Consider the following 19,896-nt stretch of genomic DNA (forward strand, 5'->3'; position numbering starts at 1 on the left):
TCAGGCGGTCGAGGCCGCCAACTGACCGCAGGCGCCGTCGATGTCCGAGCCGCGAGTGTCCCGGATGGTCGTCGGAATCCCATGTGCGCGTAGGCGTTCCACGAACTGCTGCTCCACGCCCTTGCGGGACGCGGTCCACTTGGAGCCGGGTGTCGGGTTGAGTGGGATCGGGTTGACGTGCACCCAGCCCTTGCCGCGGGCGGCCAACTTCTCACCCAGCAGGTCGGCCCGCCAGGCCTGGTCGTTGATGTCCTTGATCAGGGCGTATTCGATCGACACCCGGCGGCCGGTGGTCTCGAAATAGCGGCGTGCCGCATCGAGGGCCTCATCGACCTTCCAGCGGGTGTTGATCGGGACCAATTCGTCGCGCAGTTCGTCATCAGGCGCGTGCAGCGACAGGGCCAGGGTGACCGGGATGCCCTCGGCGGCCAGTTTGTCGATGGCCGGCACCAGACCGACGGTCGACATCGTGATACCGCGAGCGCTCATCCCCAGGCCTTCCGGGGGCGGGGCGACGAGGCGCTTGATCGCGTTGATCGCCTGGCGGTAGTTGGCCAGGGCCTCCCCCATTCCCATGAAAACGACGTTGGATACGCGTACGGCGCTGGCCTGGTCGTCCGCGTCGACCCCGGCGATCTGGCCGGACCTGAGCATGCGAACTCCCGCGACGACCTGCTCGACGATCTCGGCAGTCGACAGGTTGCGGGTCAGCCCTTCCTGGCCGGTAGCGCAGAACGGACAGTTCATCCCGCACCCGGCCTGGCTGGAGATGCACATCGTGACCCGACCCGGGTAGCGCATCAGCACCGACTCCACCAAGGCACCATCGAAGAGCCGGAAGACCTGCTTGATCGTCTGGCCCTGGTCAGCCTCCAGCGAGCGGATGCTGGTCAGCAGCGGCGGCAACATCTGCTGCACCATCTGCTCGCGGGTGTCCGCCGGCAGATCGGTCATCTGTGCGGGATCGACGGTGCAGTGTTCGAAGTAGTGCGTCGACAACTGCTTGGCGCGAAACCCCGGATAGCCGAGTTCCTTCATCGCTTCGACACGTCCGGGCATATCCAGATCGGCCAGGTGCACCGGCGGCTTGCCCCGGCGAGGGGCGTTGAACGTCAGTTGCCCTGGGACGGGTCGGCCGACCGCGGGTGTCGGCAAGGGAGTCTCAGGCACCCCTTGAGTCTACGGACTCCTAGCTCGGGACCAGCACCGTGAGGATCGCCCACACGACCGGCACGGAGACCAGCAGGGAGTCCAGCCGGTCCATCAACCCGCCGTGCCCCGGGATCAGGTTGCTCATGTCCTTGACGCCGAGGTCGCGCTTGATGACCGATTCACACAGGTCACCGATCGTGGCCGTCAGCACCACGCACGCTCCCAGCAGGAGCCCGACCCACCAGCGGCCGTGCAACAGCAGGGTCACCGCGAGGACGCCACCGATCAGGCAGGTCGTGGCGGAGCCGGCGAAGCCCTCCCAGGATTTCTTGGGTGAAACCGATGGGGCCATCGGGTGCTTGCCGAAGATCACACCGACGGCGTATCCCCCGATGTCGCTACAGACGACCACCAGGATGAAGGCGACGATGCGCCAGGCACCGTCGTCCGGTTTCAACAGCAGTGCCGCGAACCCGACGAGTGCCGGTACATACAACGTGATCAGCGCACCGACCGCGGCGTTGCGCTGCACGTCGGCGTGCGGCACCACGGAAGCCTCGACGATGACCGCGACCAGCACCAGGACGATCGCACTGGCGAACGCGTCCCTGCCCCAGACATAGGCGACGACGGGGATCAGCACACTCCCGACGTACGTGCTGATCACCGGCGGCTGGAAGTCCCGGTGCGCCATGGCGCGGTGCAACTCCCATACGGCGAGGGCTGACGCCGCCGATGCGACCCCCAGGAAGATCTCCTTGCGGGTGAAGAGCGTGATCAGAACCAGGGCGGCCAGCCCCACGCCGACACCGATAGCGGCGTAGAGATTTCGTCCCGCGCGCGGGGTGGGGTTCGAGGGGTCGGGCGACGCAACCGGCTGCTCGCGACGCCGACGACGCGTCGCCGGATCGCGATGCGGTTGATTCATGGCCCCGGGTCAGACCTCGAGGAGTTCGGATTCCTTGCCCTTGAGCAGGTCGTCGACGACGTCCACGTACTTCTTCGTGGTCGACTCCAACTCCTTCTCCCCGCGGGTGCCCTCGTCCTCGCCGATGTCGCCGTCCTTGACCAGCTTGTCGATCTCTTCCTTGGCCTTGCGACGGATGTTGCGGATCGCGATCTTGGCGTCCTCGCCCTTGGCCCGGGCCAGCTTGATGTAGTCGCGCCGGCGTTCCTCAGTGAGGCTGGGCAGGATCACCCGGATGATGTTGCCGTCGTTGCTCGGGTTCACGCCGAGATCCGACTCCCGCAGCGACTTCTCGATCGCGGTCATCGCCGACTTGTCGAACGGCTGGATCAGCACGGTGCGCGCCTCGGGGGTCTGGAAGGAAGCCAACTGCTGCAGCGGCGTCGGCGCTCCGTAGTACTCGACGGTCAACTTGTTGAACATCGCGGCGCTCGCCCGGCCGGTGCGGATGGCCGAGAAGTCCTCCTTGGCGACCTCGACGGCCTTGTCCATCTTCTCTTCGGCCTCAAGCAGGCTCTCGTCGACGCTGTCGCTCATGGGACTGATACTCCTTGGTTATACGTTCTGGTGCCACCGGCGGCCGGATCGTTGGTGGACTCAGTCCGCGGTGACCAACGTTCCGATCTTCTCACCCCGCAGCGCACGCGTGATGTTGCCCTCGCCGTCCATGCTGAACACCCGCATCGTCAGCTTGTTGTCCATACACAGACTGAATGCCGCGGCGTCCACGACGCGCAGATTGCGGGTCAGTGCCTCGTCATAGGTGAGCTGGTCCAGTTTGGTGGCCGACGGGTCCAGCTTCGGGTCAGCGGTGTAGATCCCGTCGACCCCGTTCTTGGCGTAGAGAACGGCGTCGCACTTGATCTCCAGGGCGCGCTGGGCGCTGACGGTGTCGGTGGAGAAGAACGGCATACCGGCGCCGGCACCGAAGATCACGACGCGACCCTTCTCCATGTGCCGGATGGCCCGGCGCGGGATGTAGGGCTCAGCGACCTGACCCATGGTGATCGCGGTCTGCACCCGCGTGTCGACGCCCTCCTTCTCCAAGAAGTCTTGCAGCGCAAGGCAGTTCATGACGGTGCCCAACATCCCCATGTAGTCGGCGCGGGCCCGGTCCATCCCCTTGGTCTGCAACTCGGCACCGCGGAAGAAGTTGCCGCCGCCGATCACGATGCCGACCTGGACGCCGCTGCGGACTGCCTCGGCGATCTGGGCAGCGATCTGCCGGACGACCTCTGGATCGAGGCCGACCGTGCCGCCTCCAAAGACCTCCCCGGAGAGTTTGAGAAGAACCCGGTTGTACGGCGTGGAAACGGTCTGCTCGGTCACGGTGCCTCCCAGCGGGGTGATGCGCGGTCGCGCAATCTTTCCACAGCTAGAGGGGAGTTTGCCCTGCGGGGCGTTTCCATAGACGCGCTAGGAACAATGCGGCCCTCGTGAGTCGAATACTGAGGCTATGGAATCGAGATCATCCGACGCTGGCTCGGTGGCCCAGCAGGCCCGGGCCAGCGAACAGGACAGCCACCTCAAGAAATCCCTCGGCTTCTGGTCGTTGACGGCGACCGGGATCGGATCGGTCATCGGCTCCGGCTGGTTGCTGGCGGCGAACGCAGCGGCGAACTTCGCCGGCCCCGCAGCGATCATCTCGTGGTTGATCGGCGGCGGTCTCATGCTGCTGATCGCGCTGGTCTTCGCCGAGTTGGGGATGGTGCGACCAGAATCCGGCGGTCTGGTGCGCTACCCGCTCTACACCAACGGCCGTCTCGCCGCGAGCGTCGTGGGCTGGGCGATGTGGTTGTCCTACGTCGGGAACCCGCCCTCGGAAGCCTCCGCCGTGGTGCAGTACGCCTCGACCTGGTGGGGGGCGGTCTACGACTCCGATGCGCACAAACTGACGCCTCTGGGCATCGCAGTGGCCATCGGACTCATGGCGCTCTTCGTCGTGATCAACATCCTGGGCGTGGAGGCCTTCGCCCGCGCCAACAATGCGCTGACCTCGGTCAAGGTGATCATCCCCACGCTCACCGTGATCCTGCTGTTGATCAGCGGTTTCGACCACACCAGCAAAGCCGGCGGGCTGCACGACAACATCGCCGCCACGGGTTTCGCGCCGTACGGTTACAGCGCAGCGCTCGGCGCCATCGCCGCAGGCGGCCTGATCTTCAGCTACACCGGCTTCCGCAACATCATCGAGTTGTCCGGTGAAGCCAGGAATCCGCGCCGCGATATCCCGCGAGCGATGATCGTGACCATCGTCTTCGCCGTGGTCCTCTATCTCGGATTGCAGTTCGCCTTCCTCGGCGCGGTGCCTGGCGCGGACGCGGCCAAGGGCTGGCACCTGGTCAACTTCGACTCGCCGTTCGCCGACCTCGCCAAGTTGCTGGGCATGATGTGGCTGTACTGGTTGCTGATCGCCGACTCCTCGATCTCTCCGTCCGGCTCGGGCATCGTCTACACCGCCGCCAACAGCCGCAACGTGTTCGGACTGGCCAAGAACGGGTTCTTCCCCTCCGCCGTGATGAAGGTCGATCCCCGCCGCGGCGTTCCGATCGTGGCGCTGCTGCTCAACTTCGTGATCGGTATCGCCTTCCTGCTGCCGTTGCCCAGCTGGCAGCAGATCGTGCAGGTCATGAGCGCCATGGCGGCGCTGACGTTCTCGATCGGCTCCGTCTCGGTGATGGTGTTCCGCCGGGTCGGATACGGCCACGAGGACGACCACCTGCGCGGGATGAGTCTCATCGCCCCCGCCGCCTTCGCCATCAGTTCGTTGGTCATCTTCTGGGAGGAGTGGGATCCGCTGTACAAGACCATCCCGATCGTGGCCGTTGGCGTCGTCTGGTACGCCGTAACCCTGGTCCGCGCGCACCACCGGGACCTGCGGGATCTGTGGGGTGGGCTGTGGCTCGTGGTCTATCTGGTGTTCGTCTATGGTCTGTCCGCGCTGAGCAGTTTCAAGGGAACCGGGACCATCCCCGCGCCGTGGGACAGCATCCTGGTCGCGGCGGGATCGTTGGTGATCTACGCCTGGGCGGTACGCGCCGGGACCACCTTCCTTCGCGACCACGACGAGATGCTCGAAGTGCTGGACCACCCGAAGGACGCCGTACCCAGCACGGCGTGACGCAGGCGGTCAGCCCGCGGGCGCCGTACTCCCCCGCTCGATCAACCGGATCTCATCGGTGTGGATCAACGCCGGGTCCTGGCGCCGGCCGCGCAGGGCCGGTAACAGGATGTCGGCAGCAGCCACTCCCTGACCCACCACGTCCTGCCGCACGGTGCTCACGTCCAGCACGGCAGAGAACGGATGGTCATCGATACCCACGACCGACAGGTCAGCAGGCACCTGCACACCGAGGCGGCGGGCGGCGTTCATCACGCCGAAAGCCATCTCATCCGAGCCCACCACCAGGGCCGTCGGACGTTGTGCCCGCGTCAGCAGGGTCGTCGCGTCCCGAAACGCATCGTCCATGGTCCAGTCCGACTCCAGCACCCAGGTGGACCGCAACGGGATGCGGTGCTGCGCCAGAACCTCCGCGAACGCCTCGAACCGGTGGGCAGGGGTGGTCAGGCCGACCGCCTGCGGAGGTACCCGACCGACGTACCCGATCTTGGTATGTCCCAAGCTCACCAGGTGCTCGGTCGCCAACCGTGCCGCCGCTTCATCGTCGATGCGCACCAGCGGTCGTCCTGGCACGCGGGTTCCCACGGACACCAACGGAATCCCGAGTCGGTCGATCAACGCGGTCTCCGCGCCCGTGACCGCGATGTTGACGGTGATGATGCCGTCGAGACGCTTGGCCAGCATGTCCGAGGTCAGCGGCAGACGCTCCTCGTGCTGACCCTGCTGCTCCAGGTCCAGCAGCATGACCTGGTATCCCTCGGCGCGGACGCGCCGCGCGATGGAGGAAAGCACCGTCGCGAAGTACCACCGGTCCCCGAAGGGAACGGCGACCCCGATGACACCGGTCCGCCCCGAGGCCAGCGAACTGGCCGAGGGCGACGCCACGTAGTGCAATTCGTCGGCAGCAGCCAGAACCCGCTCCCGGGTCGTCTCATTCACCCGGTCCAGCCCCCGGAGGGCCCGCGAGACGGTGGCGACCGAAACCCCTGCTGCCGCAGCGACATCGTGGATGGTCGCGTGGCCGCGGGACCGCCCAGCGCTGCTGCGACCGGCGTTGGCGCTCATCAGCCCTTGGTACCACCGGCGAGCAGGCCGCGGACGAAGTAACGCTGCAGCGCGAGGAACACCACAACCGGGATGATGATCGAGATGAACGCACCGGCGCTCACCAGGTACCACTGGCTGCCCCAGTTGCCCTGCAACTGGTTCAACGCCATCGTCAGTGGTGCGTTCTCGGGCGCGCCGCCCAGCATCGTCAGGGCGACCAGCAGGTCGTTCCACACCCACAGGAACTGGAAGATGCCGAAGGCAGCCAGGGCGGGCACGATCAGCGGCAGGACGACCTGGAAGAAGATCCGCACGTGGCCGGCACCATCGACGCGGGCGGCCTCCAGGAGCGAGCCCGGGATCTCTTTCATGAAGTTGTGCAACAGGTAGACCGCCAGGGGCAGCGCAAACGCCGTGTGCGACAACCACAGCGACCAGTAACTGCCGCCCAGGCCGACATCCTGGAACATCAGGGTCAGCGGCACCAGTGCGATCTGCAACGGCACGATCTGCAGCGCGAAGACGCCGACGAACAGCCAGTCGCGGAACGGGAACTTGATCCAGGCGAACGCGTAGGCCGCCAGCGACGCCAGGAGCAGGGGTAGCAGCACCGAGGGGATGACGATGACGATCGAGTTGACGAAGAAGTTCGACAACGCGTTGGTCGGGTTACCCGCACCGTTCAGCGCCTGTTTGTAGTTGTCCAGGGTGAACGGCCCGAACAGCCCGTGCCACCAACCGGTGTTGTTGATGTCGCTCTGGTTGCGGAAGGAGGTGACGAACAGACCGATGGTCGGGATCGTCCACAGGATCGCCATGACGATGGCGACGATCGAAGCCCACGGCGAACTGACCGCTTTGGCGGCATCTCCCACGGCCGACTTGCGGCCGAACCGGGCCCCTTTGGAGCCCTCGGGGAGCTGGGCTGGGATGGGGGTGATGTTGGTCATCAGGCGTCCTTCCGCATCTGACGGACGTTGAAGATGATGATCGGCAGCACCAGGACGAAGATCAGGATGGCCAGCACGGCGCCGAGTCCGGGCTGCTGGGTGACGAAGGTGCGGCGGTAGAACTCGTTGGCCAGCACCGAGTCGCCACCGGTACCACCGTCATTGGCCTGCACGATGTCGAAGGCTTTCAGGGTGGCGATGGCGATCGTGGTGGTGACCAGGATGACGGCGGAGCGGATGCTCGGCAGCGTCACGTAGCGGAACATCTTGAAACCGCCGACACCGTCCAGCTTCGCCGCTTCGACGATCTCGTCCGGGATGGCCTTGATCGCCGCCGACAGGACGGTCATCGCGAAGCCCGCCTGGATCCAGATCATGATGACGATCAGGAAGAGGGTGTTCCACGGGATGGCGTTCAGGAAGTCGAACGGCTTGAGCCCGACGCCGGTCAGCAGGGCGTTCAGGATGCCGATCTGCGTGCCGCCCGGGTCACCGTTGAAGGCGTAGACGAACTTCCAGATCAGCGTCGCGCCGACCATGGAGATCGCCATCGGGAGGAAGATCAGTGACTTCGCGAAGGCTTCACCGCGCGCGCGGTCGATCAGCACGGCGTACAGCAGGCCGAGGCCGGTGGCGATGGTCGGAACGAGGATGACCCACAGCGCGGTGTTGCGGAAGACCTCCCCCAGGCCGGGGGTGGTGAACAACTTCTGGAAGTTGCGCATGCCGACGTACGGCGCGTAGCCGATACTCGTGTCAATGAACTGACCGCCGTAGAACGCCCGGCGCACGGTGAGGATGGCCGGGTAGATCAGACCTACGATCAGCAGGACGATAGTCGGGCCGACGAACGCTGCGGCCTGGACCTTCTCGCCGAGCCGGCCCTTGAACAAGGCTGCGATCAGCAGGATCCCGACGAAGACGGCGGCAAACACGAGGATGCCGATGACCATCAGGGTGAGCTTGCCGCCGGTCGTGGTGGGGCCGGCCGCAACAAGGGCTACGGGGTTCACGTCGTTCCTTCCGATGTGAACCGGGTGGACGAAGACGATCGTCTTCGTCCACCCGGTCTGGATCAGCGATCCGGTGCGCTGCGTGCAGGGATCAGTTGGACGGCCAGGACTTCTGGATGTTGTCCAGCGTCTGCTCGTTGCTCTGGCCCATGATCCAGTTGGTCATTTCGGTCCAGAAGCTGCCGGCGCCCACCGAGCTGGGCATCAGGTCCGAGGCGTCGAACCGGAAGGCCGTCGCGCTCTGCAGGAGCTTGTAGCTCTCCTGGTCCAGCGGCGAGGTCAGGTTGCTGACGTCCAGGCCCTTGTTGGCGCTGACCCAGCCACCGGCCGGGGTCGCCTTGGCCTTGTCGTTGGCCCAGTCGGCCGACGCCAGGAACGCCTGGAACGCCTGCACCTCGGGAGCCTTGCGGAAGGCAACGGTGAACTCACCGCCACCCTCGACGGGCTTATCCGACGCGGTCTGGCCGGGCTCGTAGAACGCCCACACGTCGCCGTCCGGGCCGACCTTGGTGCCGGCCGGCCAGTTGGCGGCGTAGAACGAGGCCTGCTGCAACATCGCGCACTGGTTCTTCAGGATCGGCAGACCCGCGTCCTGGAACGTCGTGGACTTGATCGACTTCACGTCACCGTGACCACCGTTGACGTAGGCCGGGTTCTTGAAGATGTCACTGATCTTGTTCAGTGCGGTCAGGACCTTCGGGTCGTTGAACTTCAGCTTGTTGGTGATCCAGTTGTCGTAGTCCTCCGGGGAGTTGAAGCGCAGCATCGACTCCTCGAGCCAGTCGGTCGCCGGCCAGCCGGTCGCCGTACCTGAGCTGATGCCACCACACCACGGCTTCATCGTGCTTCCGCCGTCAGCGGCGATCTTCTTCGTGAGGGTCATCATCTCGTCCCAGGTGGTGGGGACGGTGTAACCCTTCTCCTTGAAGAACTTCGGGGAGTACCAGACGAAGGACTTCACGTTCGCACCCAGCGGCGCGGCGTACACGGTGCCGTTGACAGTGCCGTAGGTCTTCCAGATCGGCTGCCAGCCCTTGTCGATCTCGTCAACGACAGTCTGCGGAGCCGGGATCGCCTTACCGGTGGAGACCATGGTCTTGAGCAGACCCGGCTGCGGGATGAAGGCGATATCCGGCAGGTTGCCGGTCTGCGCCCGCTGCGGCAGGTTCTTCTCGAAGTCGTTGTCACCCTGGTACTTGATGGTGACGCCGGTGCACGCCTCGAAGTTCTTGTACGACGCGACCTGGGCAGTCTGCTCGGGTCCGATGATCGAGGTGTAGACAGTCACCGTCTTGCCCTGCAGCTGCGACTTCATGTCGCACCACTTGGAGTAGTCGGTCTTGTCGATCTGCGACGCGCCCACGGAGGCGCCGCCCCCGGTGGAGCCACTGCCGTCGTCCGAGGAGCCGCCACAGGCGACCGTGCCGAACGACACCACGACCAGTCCGGCGAGCGCCGCGACGGTCCGTTTGGAACTGAGAGCCATTCGTCTCTCCCTTTCACCTGAATGTGGGTGGCCGAGACGACCAGCCCTCTTCCTTGAGGATGCGACCCTGTGACGGGCCTCACGGAACTGTAAAACCGCTTACATGGCCGTGTCGCGCTGGAACGCCGAATTTGTAATAACGATTACATAACGTGGGTCACAGACGACCCGGGTCCTTGGGGGTGAACCGGTTCGGCCATCCTCCGCTTAGCGTCGAAGGGGCCGGTGTTGCAACTGGCCAGCGTCGTACATTGCGACGCCAAGACAGGAGGAGTTCCTTGATGACAAGTGGCAAGATCGCGTTCCTGACCGCTGCCGAAGGTGTCGAGCGGGTCGAGCTGACCGATCCGTGGCAGGCGGTAACCGATGCCGGATATGAGCCGTTCCTGCTGAGCCCCGACGGTGGCGACGTCCAGTTGTTCGACCATCTCGACAAGGCGTCGAATCAGCAGGCGGACGGCAAGGTTGCCGAGGCCACCGTTGATGACTTCGTTGCCCTCGTGCTGCCTGGCGGCGTCGCCAACCCGGACGCGTTGCGCCAGGACGAGGACGCCGTCAACTTCGTCCGCCAGTTCGTCGCCTCCGGCAAACCGGTCGCGGCCATCTGTCACGCGCCCTGGGTCCTGATCGAGGCGGACGTCGTCAGTCAGCGACAGGTCACCTCGTGGCCGAGCCTGCAGAGCGACATCTCCAACGCAGGTGGTGAGTGGGTCGACCAGTCGGTCGTCATCGACGGCAACCTGATCACCAGTCGCAAACCTGACGATCTGCCCGACTTCGACAAGGAACTCCTGCGCGCCATCGAGAGCGCTACTGCCTGAGCCGAACTGGATCCGGACGCACGTACGCCGCCCGCTCAGTTGAGCGGGCGGCGTACGTTCTCGTCTGGCTTGGTCTTGCTTCGTCAGACGCCGTATTTTCTTGGCGTCTTCCCTGCGCACTCCCCCTCCGCCGCCGACTCGGCTAGCGCCTCGTCGACAAGTCCGGGCTCGCGCTTGGTCAGACGCCGACCTTAAACCGGGCGAAGCCCGTCACCGTGATGCCGGCCTCTTCCGCCACCTTGCCGACGGTCTTCTTCGGCTCCTTGGCGTGCGGCTGCTCCAGCAGGACGTTGTCCTTCAGGAAACCGTTGACCCGGCCCTCGATGATCTTGGGCAGCGCCTGCTCGGGCTTGCCCTCCTCGCGGGCGGTCGCCTCGGCCAGCTCGCGCTCCTTGGCGATCACGGCGTCCGGAATCTCGGCGCGGGTCAGCGCAGTCGGGCTGAACGCGGCGATGTGCATCGCGATGTCGCGGGCGGCCTGCTCGTGGTCACCGGTGACGGCCAGCAGGACACCGATCTGCGCGGGCAGGTCGGGGCTGGTCTTGTGCAGGTAGGACACGACCGTCCCGCCGTGCACGCGGGCCACGCGACGAACCTCGATCTTCTCGCCGATGGTGGCGTTGGCCTCGTCGACGATCTCCTGCACGGAGCGACCATCGAGGTCCGCCTTCAGCAGTTCGTTGACGCTGTTCGCCTCGGTCGCGACCGCGATCGCCAGGACCTTGTCGGCCAGCGCGATGAACGGCTCGCTCTTGGCCACGAAGTCGGTCTCGCACGCGACCTCGACCAGGGTGCCGGCCTCGCCAGCGGTGTGGGCGGTGACCAATCCGTTGGTAGCAGAGCGGCCTTCGCGCTTGGTGACGCCCTTCAGACCCTTGATGCGCAGCAGTTCAGCGGCCTTGGCCTGGTCGCCGTCGGCCTCGTCGAGCGCCTTCTTGACGTCGAGCATGCCGGCACCGGTGCGCTCACGCAGCGCCTTGATGTCAGCGGCGGTGTAGTTCGCCATGAGTTCAGAGACTCCTTCGTCAGCAATGTGGAATCAGATGCGGGGTTCCCCCGCATGACCACGGTCCGCACCGAGGCGCGGACCGTGGCGTGGGCTAAATCAGGCCTCGGTGGTCTCTTCGGCAGCCTGGACGGTCGCCGCGGCGACGCCCTCGTTGCCGCCGTCGACCGCAGCGGTCTCAGCAGCGGCCGCGTCGATCTGGCTCGGGCCGGCAGCGGTGTCGGTGTCCGCAGCAGCCTGCTCGGACTCCAGCAGCTCGCGCTCCCACTCGGCCATCGGCTCGGCCTCGTCGGCCTCGCCGCCACGACCCTTGGACCGGTCGATCAGACCAGCGGCGACGGCGTCGGCGACCACGCGGGTCAGCAAGGTGACCGAACGGATCGCGTCGTCGTTGCCCGGGATCTTGTAGTCGACCTCGTCGGGGTCGCAGTTGGTGTCCAGGATCGCGATGACCGGGATGTTGAGCTTGCGCGCCTCGGTGACGGCCAGGTGCTCCTTCTTGGTGTCGACGACCCAGATCGCCGACGGCACCTTGGCCATGTCACGGATACCGCCCAGCGTGCGCTGCAGCTTGTCCTTCTCGCGCTTCATCACGAGAAGTTCCTTCTTGGTCCGACCGGAACCGGCGACATCGTCGTAGTCGATGTTCTCGAGCTCCTTCAAGCGCGCGAGGCGCTTGGAGACGGTGCCGAAGTTGGTGAGCATGCCGCCCAGCCAGCGGTGGTTCACGTAGGGCATCCCCACGCGGGTGGCCTGCTCGGCGATCGACTCCTGCGCCTGCTTCTTGGTGCCGACGAACAGGATCGTGCCGCCGTGCTGCACGGTCTGGCGGATGAACTCGTACGCGTCGTTGAGGTAGGTCAGCGACTGCTGCAGGTCAATGATGTAGATGCCATTGCGCTCGGTCATGATGAAGCGCTTCATCTTGGGGTTCCAGCGACGGGTCTGGTGCCCGAAGTGGACGCCGCTCTCCAGGAGCTGGCGCATCGTGACGACGGCCATGCCGAAGTCCTTTCGTTGTCGTTTCAGTTGGCTGCGACTCTCGAGGAGCCGCCCTGGTGTCCTGCCGTTTCGCGCTGACCCGGAGGTCAGACTGCTGCTACCGCGGCCCGGATCGGGATCCGGAGAAGGACACGCGAATTCGGCCGATGCCGCGATTGCGACACTGACCGTGCATCTATCGTACGGCGAGCCCGGGCTGTGCGGCGAATCGGCGCCTGCCGTGCGCCATAGGCTGGCGTTCGTGACCACCAACCGCCCGCCGATCGCACCCGCATTGTCCGTGTTCGGCTCCACGATCTTCGGTGAGATGTCGGCGCTCGCTGCCCAGGTCGGTGCGGTCAACCTCGGGCAGGGTTTCCCCGACACCGACGGCCCCGACGAGGTACTGCAGGCCGCGCAGGATGCCATCGCCGGCGGCTACAACCAGTACCCGCCCGCCCTGGGCTATCCCGTGCTGCGCGAGGCAATCGCGCGCCACCAGCAGCGGTACTACGACCTCACCATCGATCCGCAGACCCAGGTCCTGGTGACGGTCGGTGCGACGGAGGCCATCGCGAGCGCCGTACTCGCGTTGTGCGAGCCGGGCGATGAGGTGGTCACCTTCGAGCCCTACTACGACTCCTACGCGGCCTGCATCGCACTCGCGGGCGCGACCCGGCGCACCGTGCCGCTCCGGTTCCCGGACTTCGCGGTCGATGAGGGCGCGTTGCGCGCCGCGTTCAGCGACCGGACCCGCCTGGTGCTGCTCAACACGCCGCACAACCCGACCGGCAAGGTGTTCACCCGCGAGGAGCTGACCCTGATCGCCGAGCTGGCCGCCGCCCATGACGCGTACGTCGTGACCGACGAGGTCTACGAGCACCTCACCTTCGACGGCGCGCGGCATATACCGTTTGCGACCCTGCCGGGTACCCAGGAGCGCACGATCACCATCTCCTCGGCCGGCAAGACCTTCTCCACGACGGGTTGGAAGGTGGGCTGGCTCAGTGGCCCGGCCGAGTTGGTCAGCGCCTGCCGGACGGTCAAGCAATTCCTGACGTACGTCGGCAGCGGGCCCTTCCAGCCCGCCATCGCCCTCGGTCTGGACACCCAGGACGACTACGTCACGCGATTCGCTGCGGACCTGGGCCGCAAGCGCGATCTGCTCTCAGCGGGGCTGACCGCCGCCGGCTTCGAGGTCGCCCGGCCCAGCGGCACGTACTTCGTCATCGCGGACGCCGCGCCGCTGGGTGTCACCGACGCGGTCGATTTCTGCTGGCAGTTGCCGCGCACCCACGGCGTCGCCGCGATCCCGGTGTCGGCGTTCTGCGACGACAAGGATGTGGCCCGCACGTTGGTGCGGTTCGCGTTCTGCAAGAAGGACGACGTGCTCCACGACGCGGTGGAGCACCTGACCACCCACAAGTAAACGTTTCCACTTTCTAAACCGCAAATTCGCTCTGCCTTTGTTGGCCTTTGTGGCTTCTCCATGGTCTATGTTAGAAATCGTTTTCCGCTGTGACGTGACTCACACAGACGATCTCAGCAGCCGACCCGGCCACCGAAAACCAGACAGGGGACCTGAACCATGTCCGACCGCGTTACTCGCCGCGCCGTCCTGCACGCGGGTGTCGCCGCAACAGCAGTGGCAGGAGCGGGCGGACTCGTTGGCTGCGGCAGCCGATCCACTACCGGCGATGACACGCCGCTGCAGTTCTGGCAGTTCTACGCTCCGCAATCCCTGAGCCAACCCGACCTCAAGGCCCAGAACCAATGGTTCCTGGATGCCGCTGCCGACTGGAACGCGCGGAACAAGACGAAGGTCCAGATGGTCTACATCCCCAACTTCACCGATCCGTCGAACACCCGCCTGGCGACGGCGTTCGCGTCGGGATCCGGCCCGGACATCTTCCTGATCTCCCCCGGCGACTTCCTCCGATACGCCAACGGCGGCGCGCTATTCGACCTTGCCCCCTTCATGACCAAGGAAGCGATCGCCGATTTCTCCCCCAGCGTGCTGTCAACCCGCACGATCGGCGACAAAATCTTTGGCCTGCCGATGGAGGTCGAACCGTTGGCAATGTTCTACTCCAAGCCGGCCTTCGAGAAGGCGCACCTGTCCGAGGCGGACCTCCCCACGAGCTGGGATGAGTTGCTCGAGGTGGCCGGCAAGCTTACGACTGCTACCCAGTCAGGTCTGGTCTTCGAGACCACACCTGGCTACTTCCAGAACTTCACCTGGTACCCCTGGCTCTGGCAGGGCGGCGGCGAGGTGATCGACCCGCAGACGCAGAAGGCCACCTTCGACAGCCCGGCAGCGGTCCAGGCACTCACCCTGTGGGGCGACTCCATCGCCAAAGGAGTTGCACCGCGAACACTGCCAGCAAACGGCGACCTGCCAGGTGCGTTCCGCGAAGGATTCGCGGCCATGTGGCAGAGCGGCATCTGGCAAGTAGCAGGGTTTCGCGCCAACCAGCCGGACTTCCAGTACGGCGTTTTCCCGCTACCGACTCCGCCGGGCGGCAAACCCGCCACCGTCCTTGGCGGTTGGGCCTGGTGCGTCAACGCGCGGGGCCGCAACCCCGAGGCGGCGGCAAAGTTCGTCGTGGAGTCGATCGGCTCGATGTCGGCCGCCTCGATCGCCCGCGTCGCCACCTGGTGTTCGGTCGCCAAAAGCGACATGGCGCCGCGCAAGAGCGTCGAGGCGCACATGGCCGCATCCGGGGTGTTCACCAAGGATCCGATGCTCGGCTACTTCCGGGACAAGATCCTGCCCGCCGGTCGCAGCGAACCACGCTATCCCCCGCCGCTGTACAAGGCCCTGTCCAACGCCATCCAGAACGTGCAGAGCGCAGGCGCGAACGCGGCCGGCCAGGTACGTGTCGCCCAAGGGGCGATCGAGGCGTTCCTTGAGACCTACGACGGAGGTTCACTTCGATGAGCACCAGTCAGACCACCCACGCTCGCAGCGTCACCCGACCGGGCGTCGGTGCCTCGGCCTCACCCCGCGCCCGGCGCGGTGGACGGCGCGAGGGCCGTGCCGCCTTCTGGTTCCTTCTGCCCGACGTGCTCGGCTTGTCGATCTTCGTGTTCGTCCCCATGGTGCTGGCGATCGTCCTGGGGTTCTTCCGCGTCGACGGCTTCGGCCACGCCTCCTTCATCGGGGTCAGTAACTACACCCGGATGGCTGGCGACCCCGCGTTCTGGCAGTCGGTGCGAGTCACCGGCCTCTACCTGGTGGCCCTGGTGCCGTCCGTCTTCATCATCAGCTTGTTGCTGGCGCTCCTGGTGCAGCAGAAGATCCCCTTCATCGGGGTCATCCGCAGCGCCCTGTTCGCGCCGTACGTGGTGAGCCTGGTGGTCATCGGCCTGCTATGGCAGTTCATGCTCGCCGACCGGGTGGGCGTCATCCCGACCTTCCTGTCGAAGTTCGGAATTCACGACATCTCACTGCTCGGCGACCCGCACTACACGCTCGTCACGGTGATCGTGATCTCCATCTGGTTCCAGATGGGCTACTACATGATCATCTTTCTGTCGGGGCTGCAGGACATCCCCCAGGAACTCTACGAGTCAGCGCGGCTCGACGGCACGAACGCGTGGCAGCGCTTCCGCCACATCACGTGGCCGATGCTGCGACCAACGTCGCTGTTCGTCTTCATCACCGTGACGATCTCGGTCATCACCGGTGGGTTCGATCTGATCTACATCATGACCGGCGGTGGGCCAGCCGGCTCTACTTCCCTGCTGATCTATTACGTCTACGAGCAAGCGTTCCTCTTCGGCGAGTACGGATACGCCGCAGCGATCGGATCGGTGCTTGTCTTCGTGCTGTTGATGTGGTCGGCGTTCATGTTCAAGATTACGAAGGGAGGGCGGGTCGATGACGAGTGAGTCAATCCCGTTGAAGAACAAGAGGATTCGTCGTTCTGATCGCAGATGGACCGGCAGGACCGCGGTGCTGTTCCTGGTTGGCGCGATCGTTGCACTCGTCACCATCTTTCCGCTCGTCTATCTCGTCCTGTCCTCCTTCAAGCCGGCGGATGAGATCTACTCGACGTCCCTATGGCCCAAGCACTGGACCGTGGACAACATCGTGTATGTCTTCCGAGAGGTCCCGTTCGCCCGATACCTGCTCAACAGCTTCGTCGTGTCGGCGGTCATCACGGTCGTCGCGCTGTTCTTCCATTCGATGGCTGCCTACGCCCTGGCACGGCTGCACTTCAAAGGTCGCGACACGCTCTTTTTGATCATCTTCTCAACCCTGCTGGTCAGCCTGCCCGTCGTGCTGATTCCCTCGTTCCTCGTGGCTCGCACCCTGGGGTTACTGGACAACTACGGCGGCCTGATCATCCCGCCCTTGTTCAGTGCGTTCGGAATCTTCCTGCTGCGGCAGTTTTATCTGTCGCTACCGGACGAACTGGAGGAAGCCGCACTGGTCGACGGAGCCAGCTACTGGCGGATCTATTGGAGCATCGTGCTTCCGCTGTCGCGACCAATCCTTGCCGCCTTGGGCGTCTTCTTCTTCCTGGCCAACTGGAACTCGTTCATCTGGCCGCTGACCATCACCTCCGACCCCGATCTGCGGGTGGTTCAGGTCGGGATCTCCACCTTCAAACAGCAGTACGCCTCGAGCCAGCAATACGTCATCGCTGCATCCATGATCGCCGCGCTGCCGACGCTGGCGTTGTTCTTCTTCTTCCAGAAACAGATCACGGAGTCGATCAAGACATCCGGGTTCAAGTGAGCCTTCAGGACAGGTAGTTCGCCCGAAGTGCCTGCTGCCGCTCGGGGTTCATGCCCAGACCGTCGGCCAGGTAGCGGTCCATCGACCCGAACTCCTTGTCGACGGTGTCGAAGGAGTTCTGCAGGTAGGCCCGGTCCACCCCCAGCACCGGCCGCAGCACGTCGGGATCACCGCCGGCGAGTTCGAAGGCCTCGAACGACTTCTTGAACCTCGGCAACAGCTGCTCATTGGTCAGCAGGTACTCCTGCACGATCTGCTCGCGGGGCACTCCGAGCACCGTGAAGATGAGCGCCGCACCCCACCCGGTGCGGTCCTTGCCCGTCGTGCAGTGGAACAGCACCGGCTCGACCGCCTGCTCGATGACGTCGAAAAAGCTGCGGTAGGCCGTCAACGCGCTGGGCAGGACGACGATCTCCCGGTAGGCGACCGACATGAACTCGACCGCCTTGCCATCACTGAGCGCAGTGGTGACCTCGCGCGGGTGTTTCAGCAACTCGCGCAGGTCGGCGGAAGCCGCCATCTCGCTACCTTCCAGCACGTCGAGGAACACGTTCGTGGCCCCGGGCACCGCCGGGTCGGGCTCGGCGTCCCGCTCCAGCTTCGTGCGCAGGTCGATGACCGTCTGCACCTGCCGGTCCACCAACTGTTCGGTGTCGGCCTCGTCGATACCGGCCAATTTGGTCGAGCGGTAGAGCCGACCTGATGCGACCACTGCGCCGTCCGCTGCGGTCCACCCGCCGAGGTCGCGCAGGTTGGCGAGGGTCGGTAGATCGATCGGGGCTCCGGGTGCGGACTGTGCCATGAACACATTGTGGCCGGACCGGTTGTGGATACCGATCGCAGCCCTGCCGGTTGTCCACACATCGCGTCGTTCACATGGCGGATCCGCCCGTCGCCCTCGCAGGCTGACGTCATGCAGGTCCTCCTCGCGGTCGTGATGGGGATCGCCAACGCCCTCGCGGTGACCCCGGCCGCCGTCCCCGCTACGTCCTACGCCTGGCCGATCCCGTTGCCGCACAGTATTTTTCGACCATTCGAAGCGCCACCGCATCCGTGGTCGGCAGGACATCGCGGGGTCGACCTGGCCGCCGCAGGCGGCACGGCCATCGTGTCGGCGGGCCCCGGGGTGGTCACCTTCAGTGGGATGGTCGCCGGCCGGGGCGTGGTCGCAGTGCGGCATCCGGACGGTCGGCGCACGACGTACGAACCTCTGGATGACCGGGTCACCTCGGGCACCCAGGTGATCGCCGGTACGCCGCTCGGTCGCCTCTCGGTGAGCGGTAGCCACTGCGCGCCATCGGCGTGCCTGCACTGGGGATTGCTGGTCGGGGACGACCAGTACCGGGACCCGTTGTCACTGCTTCGCACTGCGCCGATCGTCCTGCTCCCGACGGGCTGAGCACGCTGCGAGAAACATCGGGAAAATCGAACGGCGACGTGCGATATCGATTTCCACGGAATGCCGATAGGGTCATCGCAGCCCGCCGCCTTCATCCCCCGGAGACCGAACATGCCGACCACCATCAAAGACGTCGCCGCCCGAGCTGACGTATCGGTCGCCACCGTCTCCAGAGTGCTCAACGGAGTAGCGTCCGTCGATCCCGCGATGGCGCGCCGAGTGCGCGCGGCGGCCAAAGCCCTCGGCTACGAGGGGAATCCGGTCGCCCGTAGCCTGCGCACCCAGAAGTCAGATCTGCTGGCACTGATCATCTCCGATATCGGCAACCCGTTCTTCACGGCCGTCGCACGCGGAGTGGAGGACGTCGCCCAGACGGCCGGATACTCGGTCCTGTTGTGCAACTCGGACGAGGACTCCCAGAAAGAATCGCGCTATCTCGATATCGCGCGACGGAGCATGGTGGCCGGAGTTCTGTTGTCTCCCAACGCCGGTGGCTCTGATGTGTCAGCCCTGCTGAACGCCAACATCCCGGTCGTCGCCATCGACCGCGCGCTCAACGACGCGATCGACAGCGTGTTCGTCGACTCCTCCGAGGGCGCCCGTAGCGCGACCGAGCATCTGCTGGAGCAGGGCTGGCGACGCCCGGCGTGCATCACCGGACCCCGGGAGGCCGACACCGCAGAACGGCGGGCCCGTGGATTCCGGGAGGCCATGACCCGCGCCGGCGACCGTCACCCCGACTCGCTGATCCGGTACGCGGATTACCGCGTTGCCGGCGGTCGAGCAGCGGCGGCAGACCTGCTCGACACCTCGACGCCTCCGGACGCGTTGTTCGTCGCCAACTCCGAGATGGTCATCGGTGCGATCGAGGAAATCCGCTCTCGCGGAATGCGAATCGGGCATGACATCGGCCTGGTGGGTTTCGACGACACCCCGTGGGCGCCGTTCGTGGAACCTCCGTTGACGGTGATCGACCAGCCCGCCTACAACATCGGCGCGGAAGCAACCCGATTGTTGCTCCAGCGGGTCAACCGCTCGCCGCACAACTCCACGACCCGCACCTCTGATATCGCCCGGATGGTCTTGCTGCGCACCTCACTGACCGTGCGCGAGAGCTCGCTGCGACACCCCTGACCGGCTGGACGAGAACCGCTTGACGGCAGTGACCCAGGCCACATAGTGTCACTCCCGAGGATGAGTAATCGA

19 protein-coding genes are annotated in these 19,896 nt (G+C 65.3%); 8 read left to right on the forward strand and 11 right to left on the reverse strand.

From position 1 onward, the window contains the following. The 4 genes from rlmN to pyrH are packed head-to-tail and all read right to left on the reverse strand — an operon-like array spanning position 1 to position 3,448. The gene (gene rlmN / locus AZH51_RS16295) at positions 1-1,170 is read right to left on the reverse strand and encodes a 23S rRNA (adenine(2503)-C(2))-methyltransferase RlmN (RefSeq protein ID WP_291525909.1); all 1,170 of its coding nucleotides are present in this window, start codon (positions 1,168-1,170) and stop codon (positions 1-3) included. 19 nt (positions 1,171-1,189) lie between these two features. Beyond that, entirely contained in the window at positions 1,190-2,080 is an 891-nt protein-coding gene (locus tag AZH51_RS16300; RefSeq protein ID WP_291525910.1) for a phosphatidate cytidylyltransferase, read from the reverse strand. Positions 2,081-2,089: 9 nt separating this feature from the next. Then, on the reverse strand, positions 2,090-2,656 hold the full coding sequence (frr, locus tag AZH51_RS16305; protein ID WP_291525911.1) for a ribosome recycling factor: 567 nt from the start codon (positions 2,654-2,656) through the stop codon (positions 2,090-2,092). A 60-nt stretch (positions 2,657-2,716) separates the two neighbouring features. Continuing rightward, a complete protein-coding gene (pyrH, locus tag AZH51_RS16310) occupies positions 2,717-3,448 on the reverse strand; it encodes a UMP kinase (RefSeq protein ID WP_367188066.1) in 732 nt (243 codons plus the stop codon). Positions 3,449-3,575: 127 nt separating this feature from the next. Between pyrH and AZH51_RS16315 the strand changes: the two genes are divergently transcribed. Then, positions 3,576-5,240, forward strand: coding sequence for an APC family permease (locus AZH51_RS16315; protein WP_291525912.1), 1,665 nt, complete (start codon positions 3,576-3,578; stop codon positions 5,238-5,240). Between the two features lie 9 nt (positions 5,241-5,249). Here AZH51_RS16315 and AZH51_RS16320 read toward each other — a convergent pair whose 3' ends face one another. From AZH51_RS16320 to AZH51_RS16335, 4 genes are all read right to left on the reverse strand, one after another. Next, entirely contained in the window at positions 5,250-6,305 is a 1,056-nt protein-coding gene (locus AZH51_RS16320; protein ID WP_291525913.1) for a LacI family DNA-binding transcriptional regulator, read from the reverse strand. Further along, on the reverse strand, positions 6,305-7,237 hold the full coding sequence (locus AZH51_RS16325) for a carbohydrate ABC transporter permease (RefSeq protein ID WP_291525914.1): 933 nt from the start codon (positions 7,235-7,237) through the stop codon (positions 6,305-6,307). The genes AZH51_RS16320 and AZH51_RS16325 overlap by 1 nt, the downstream gene beginning before the upstream one ends. Further along, the gene (locus AZH51_RS16330) at positions 7,237-8,250 is read right to left on the reverse strand and encodes a carbohydrate ABC transporter permease (RefSeq protein ID WP_367188067.1); all 1,014 of its coding nucleotides are present in this window, start codon (positions 8,248-8,250) and stop codon (positions 7,237-7,239) included. Before AZH51_RS16330 ends, AZH51_RS16325 begins: the two co-directional genes overlap by 1 nt. Before the next feature lie 91 nt (positions 8,251-8,341). Further along, entirely contained in the window at positions 8,342-9,736 is a 1,395-nt protein-coding gene (locus AZH51_RS16335; RefSeq protein ID WP_291525915.1) for an ABC transporter substrate-binding protein, read from the reverse strand. Between the two features lie 281 nt (positions 9,737-10,017). Here AZH51_RS16335 and AZH51_RS16340 point away from each other — a divergent pair, with 281 nt between their 5' ends. Then, entirely contained in the window at positions 10,018-10,557 is a 540-nt protein-coding gene (locus tag AZH51_RS16340; protein ID WP_291525916.1) for a type 1 glutamine amidotransferase domain-containing protein, read from the forward strand. A gap of 178 nt (positions 10,558-10,735) precedes the next feature. Here the strand turns inward: AZH51_RS16340 and tsf are convergent, their stop codons facing one another. Next, complete coding sequence (gene tsf / locus AZH51_RS16345) at positions 10,736-11,563, reverse strand: translation elongation factor Ts (RefSeq protein ID WP_291525917.1); 828 nt, start codon at positions 11,561-11,563, stop codon at positions 10,736-10,738. Positions 11,564-11,662: 99 nt separating this feature from the next. Continuing rightward, positions 11,663-12,565 (reverse strand): 30S ribosomal protein S2, encoded by a 903-nt coding sequence (gene rpsB / locus AZH51_RS16350; protein WP_291525918.1) that lies wholly within the window; start codon positions 12,563-12,565, stop codon positions 11,663-11,665. A 241-nt stretch (positions 12,566-12,806) separates the two neighbouring features. Here rpsB and AZH51_RS16355 point away from each other — a divergent pair, with 241 nt between their 5' ends. The 4 genes from AZH51_RS16355 (at position 12,807) to AZH51_RS16370 (ending at position 17,291) form a co-directional block, all read left to right on the forward strand. Continuing rightward, positions 12,807-13,973, forward strand: a complete 1,167-nt coding sequence (locus AZH51_RS16355) for a pyridoxal phosphate-dependent aminotransferase (RefSeq protein ID WP_291525919.1) — start codon at positions 12,807-12,809, stop codon at positions 13,971-13,973. Positions 13,974-14,132: 159 nt separating this feature from the next. Further along, positions 14,133-15,485, forward strand: coding sequence for a sugar ABC transporter substrate-binding protein (locus AZH51_RS16360; protein ID WP_291525920.1), 1,353 nt, complete (start codon positions 14,133-14,135; stop codon positions 15,483-15,485). Further along, positions 15,482-16,438: a carbohydrate ABC transporter permease gene (locus AZH51_RS16365; RefSeq protein WP_291525921.1), complete on the forward strand. Its 957-nt coding sequence runs from the start codon at positions 15,482-15,484 to the stop codon at positions 16,436-16,438. The genes AZH51_RS16360 and AZH51_RS16365 overlap by 4 nt, the downstream gene beginning before the upstream one ends. Continuing rightward, complete coding sequence (locus AZH51_RS16370) at positions 16,428-17,291, forward strand: carbohydrate ABC transporter permease (protein ID WP_291525922.1); 864 nt, start codon at positions 16,428-16,430, stop codon at positions 17,289-17,291. Before AZH51_RS16365 ends, AZH51_RS16370 begins: the two co-directional genes overlap by 11 nt. A 4-nt stretch (positions 17,292-17,295) precedes the next feature. Here the strand turns inward: AZH51_RS16370 and AZH51_RS16375 are convergent, their stop codons facing one another. Next, positions 17,296-18,093: a tyrosine-protein phosphatase gene (locus tag AZH51_RS16375; protein WP_291525923.1), complete on the reverse strand. Its 798-nt coding sequence runs from the start codon at positions 18,091-18,093 to the stop codon at positions 17,296-17,298. Positions 18,094-18,204: 111 nt separating this feature from the next. Here AZH51_RS16375 and AZH51_RS16380 point away from each other — a divergent pair, with 111 nt between their 5' ends. Beyond that, positions 18,205-18,690, forward strand: a complete 486-nt coding sequence (locus AZH51_RS16380) for a M23 family metallopeptidase (RefSeq protein WP_291525924.1) — start codon at positions 18,205-18,207, stop codon at positions 18,688-18,690. A 111-nt stretch (positions 18,691-18,801) separates the two neighbouring features. After that, positions 18,802-19,824 (forward strand): LacI family DNA-binding transcriptional regulator, encoded by a 1,023-nt coding sequence (locus tag AZH51_RS16385; RefSeq protein ID WP_291525925.1) that lies wholly within the window; start codon positions 18,802-18,804, stop codon positions 19,822-19,824. The last annotated feature ends 72 nt before the right edge of the window (positions 19,825-19,896 follow it).

This window comes from Branchiibius sp. NY16-3462-2, from assembly GCF_001594145.1.
Classification (GTDB): Bacteria; Actinomycetota; Actinomycetes; order Actinomycetales; family Dermatophilaceae; genus Branchiibius.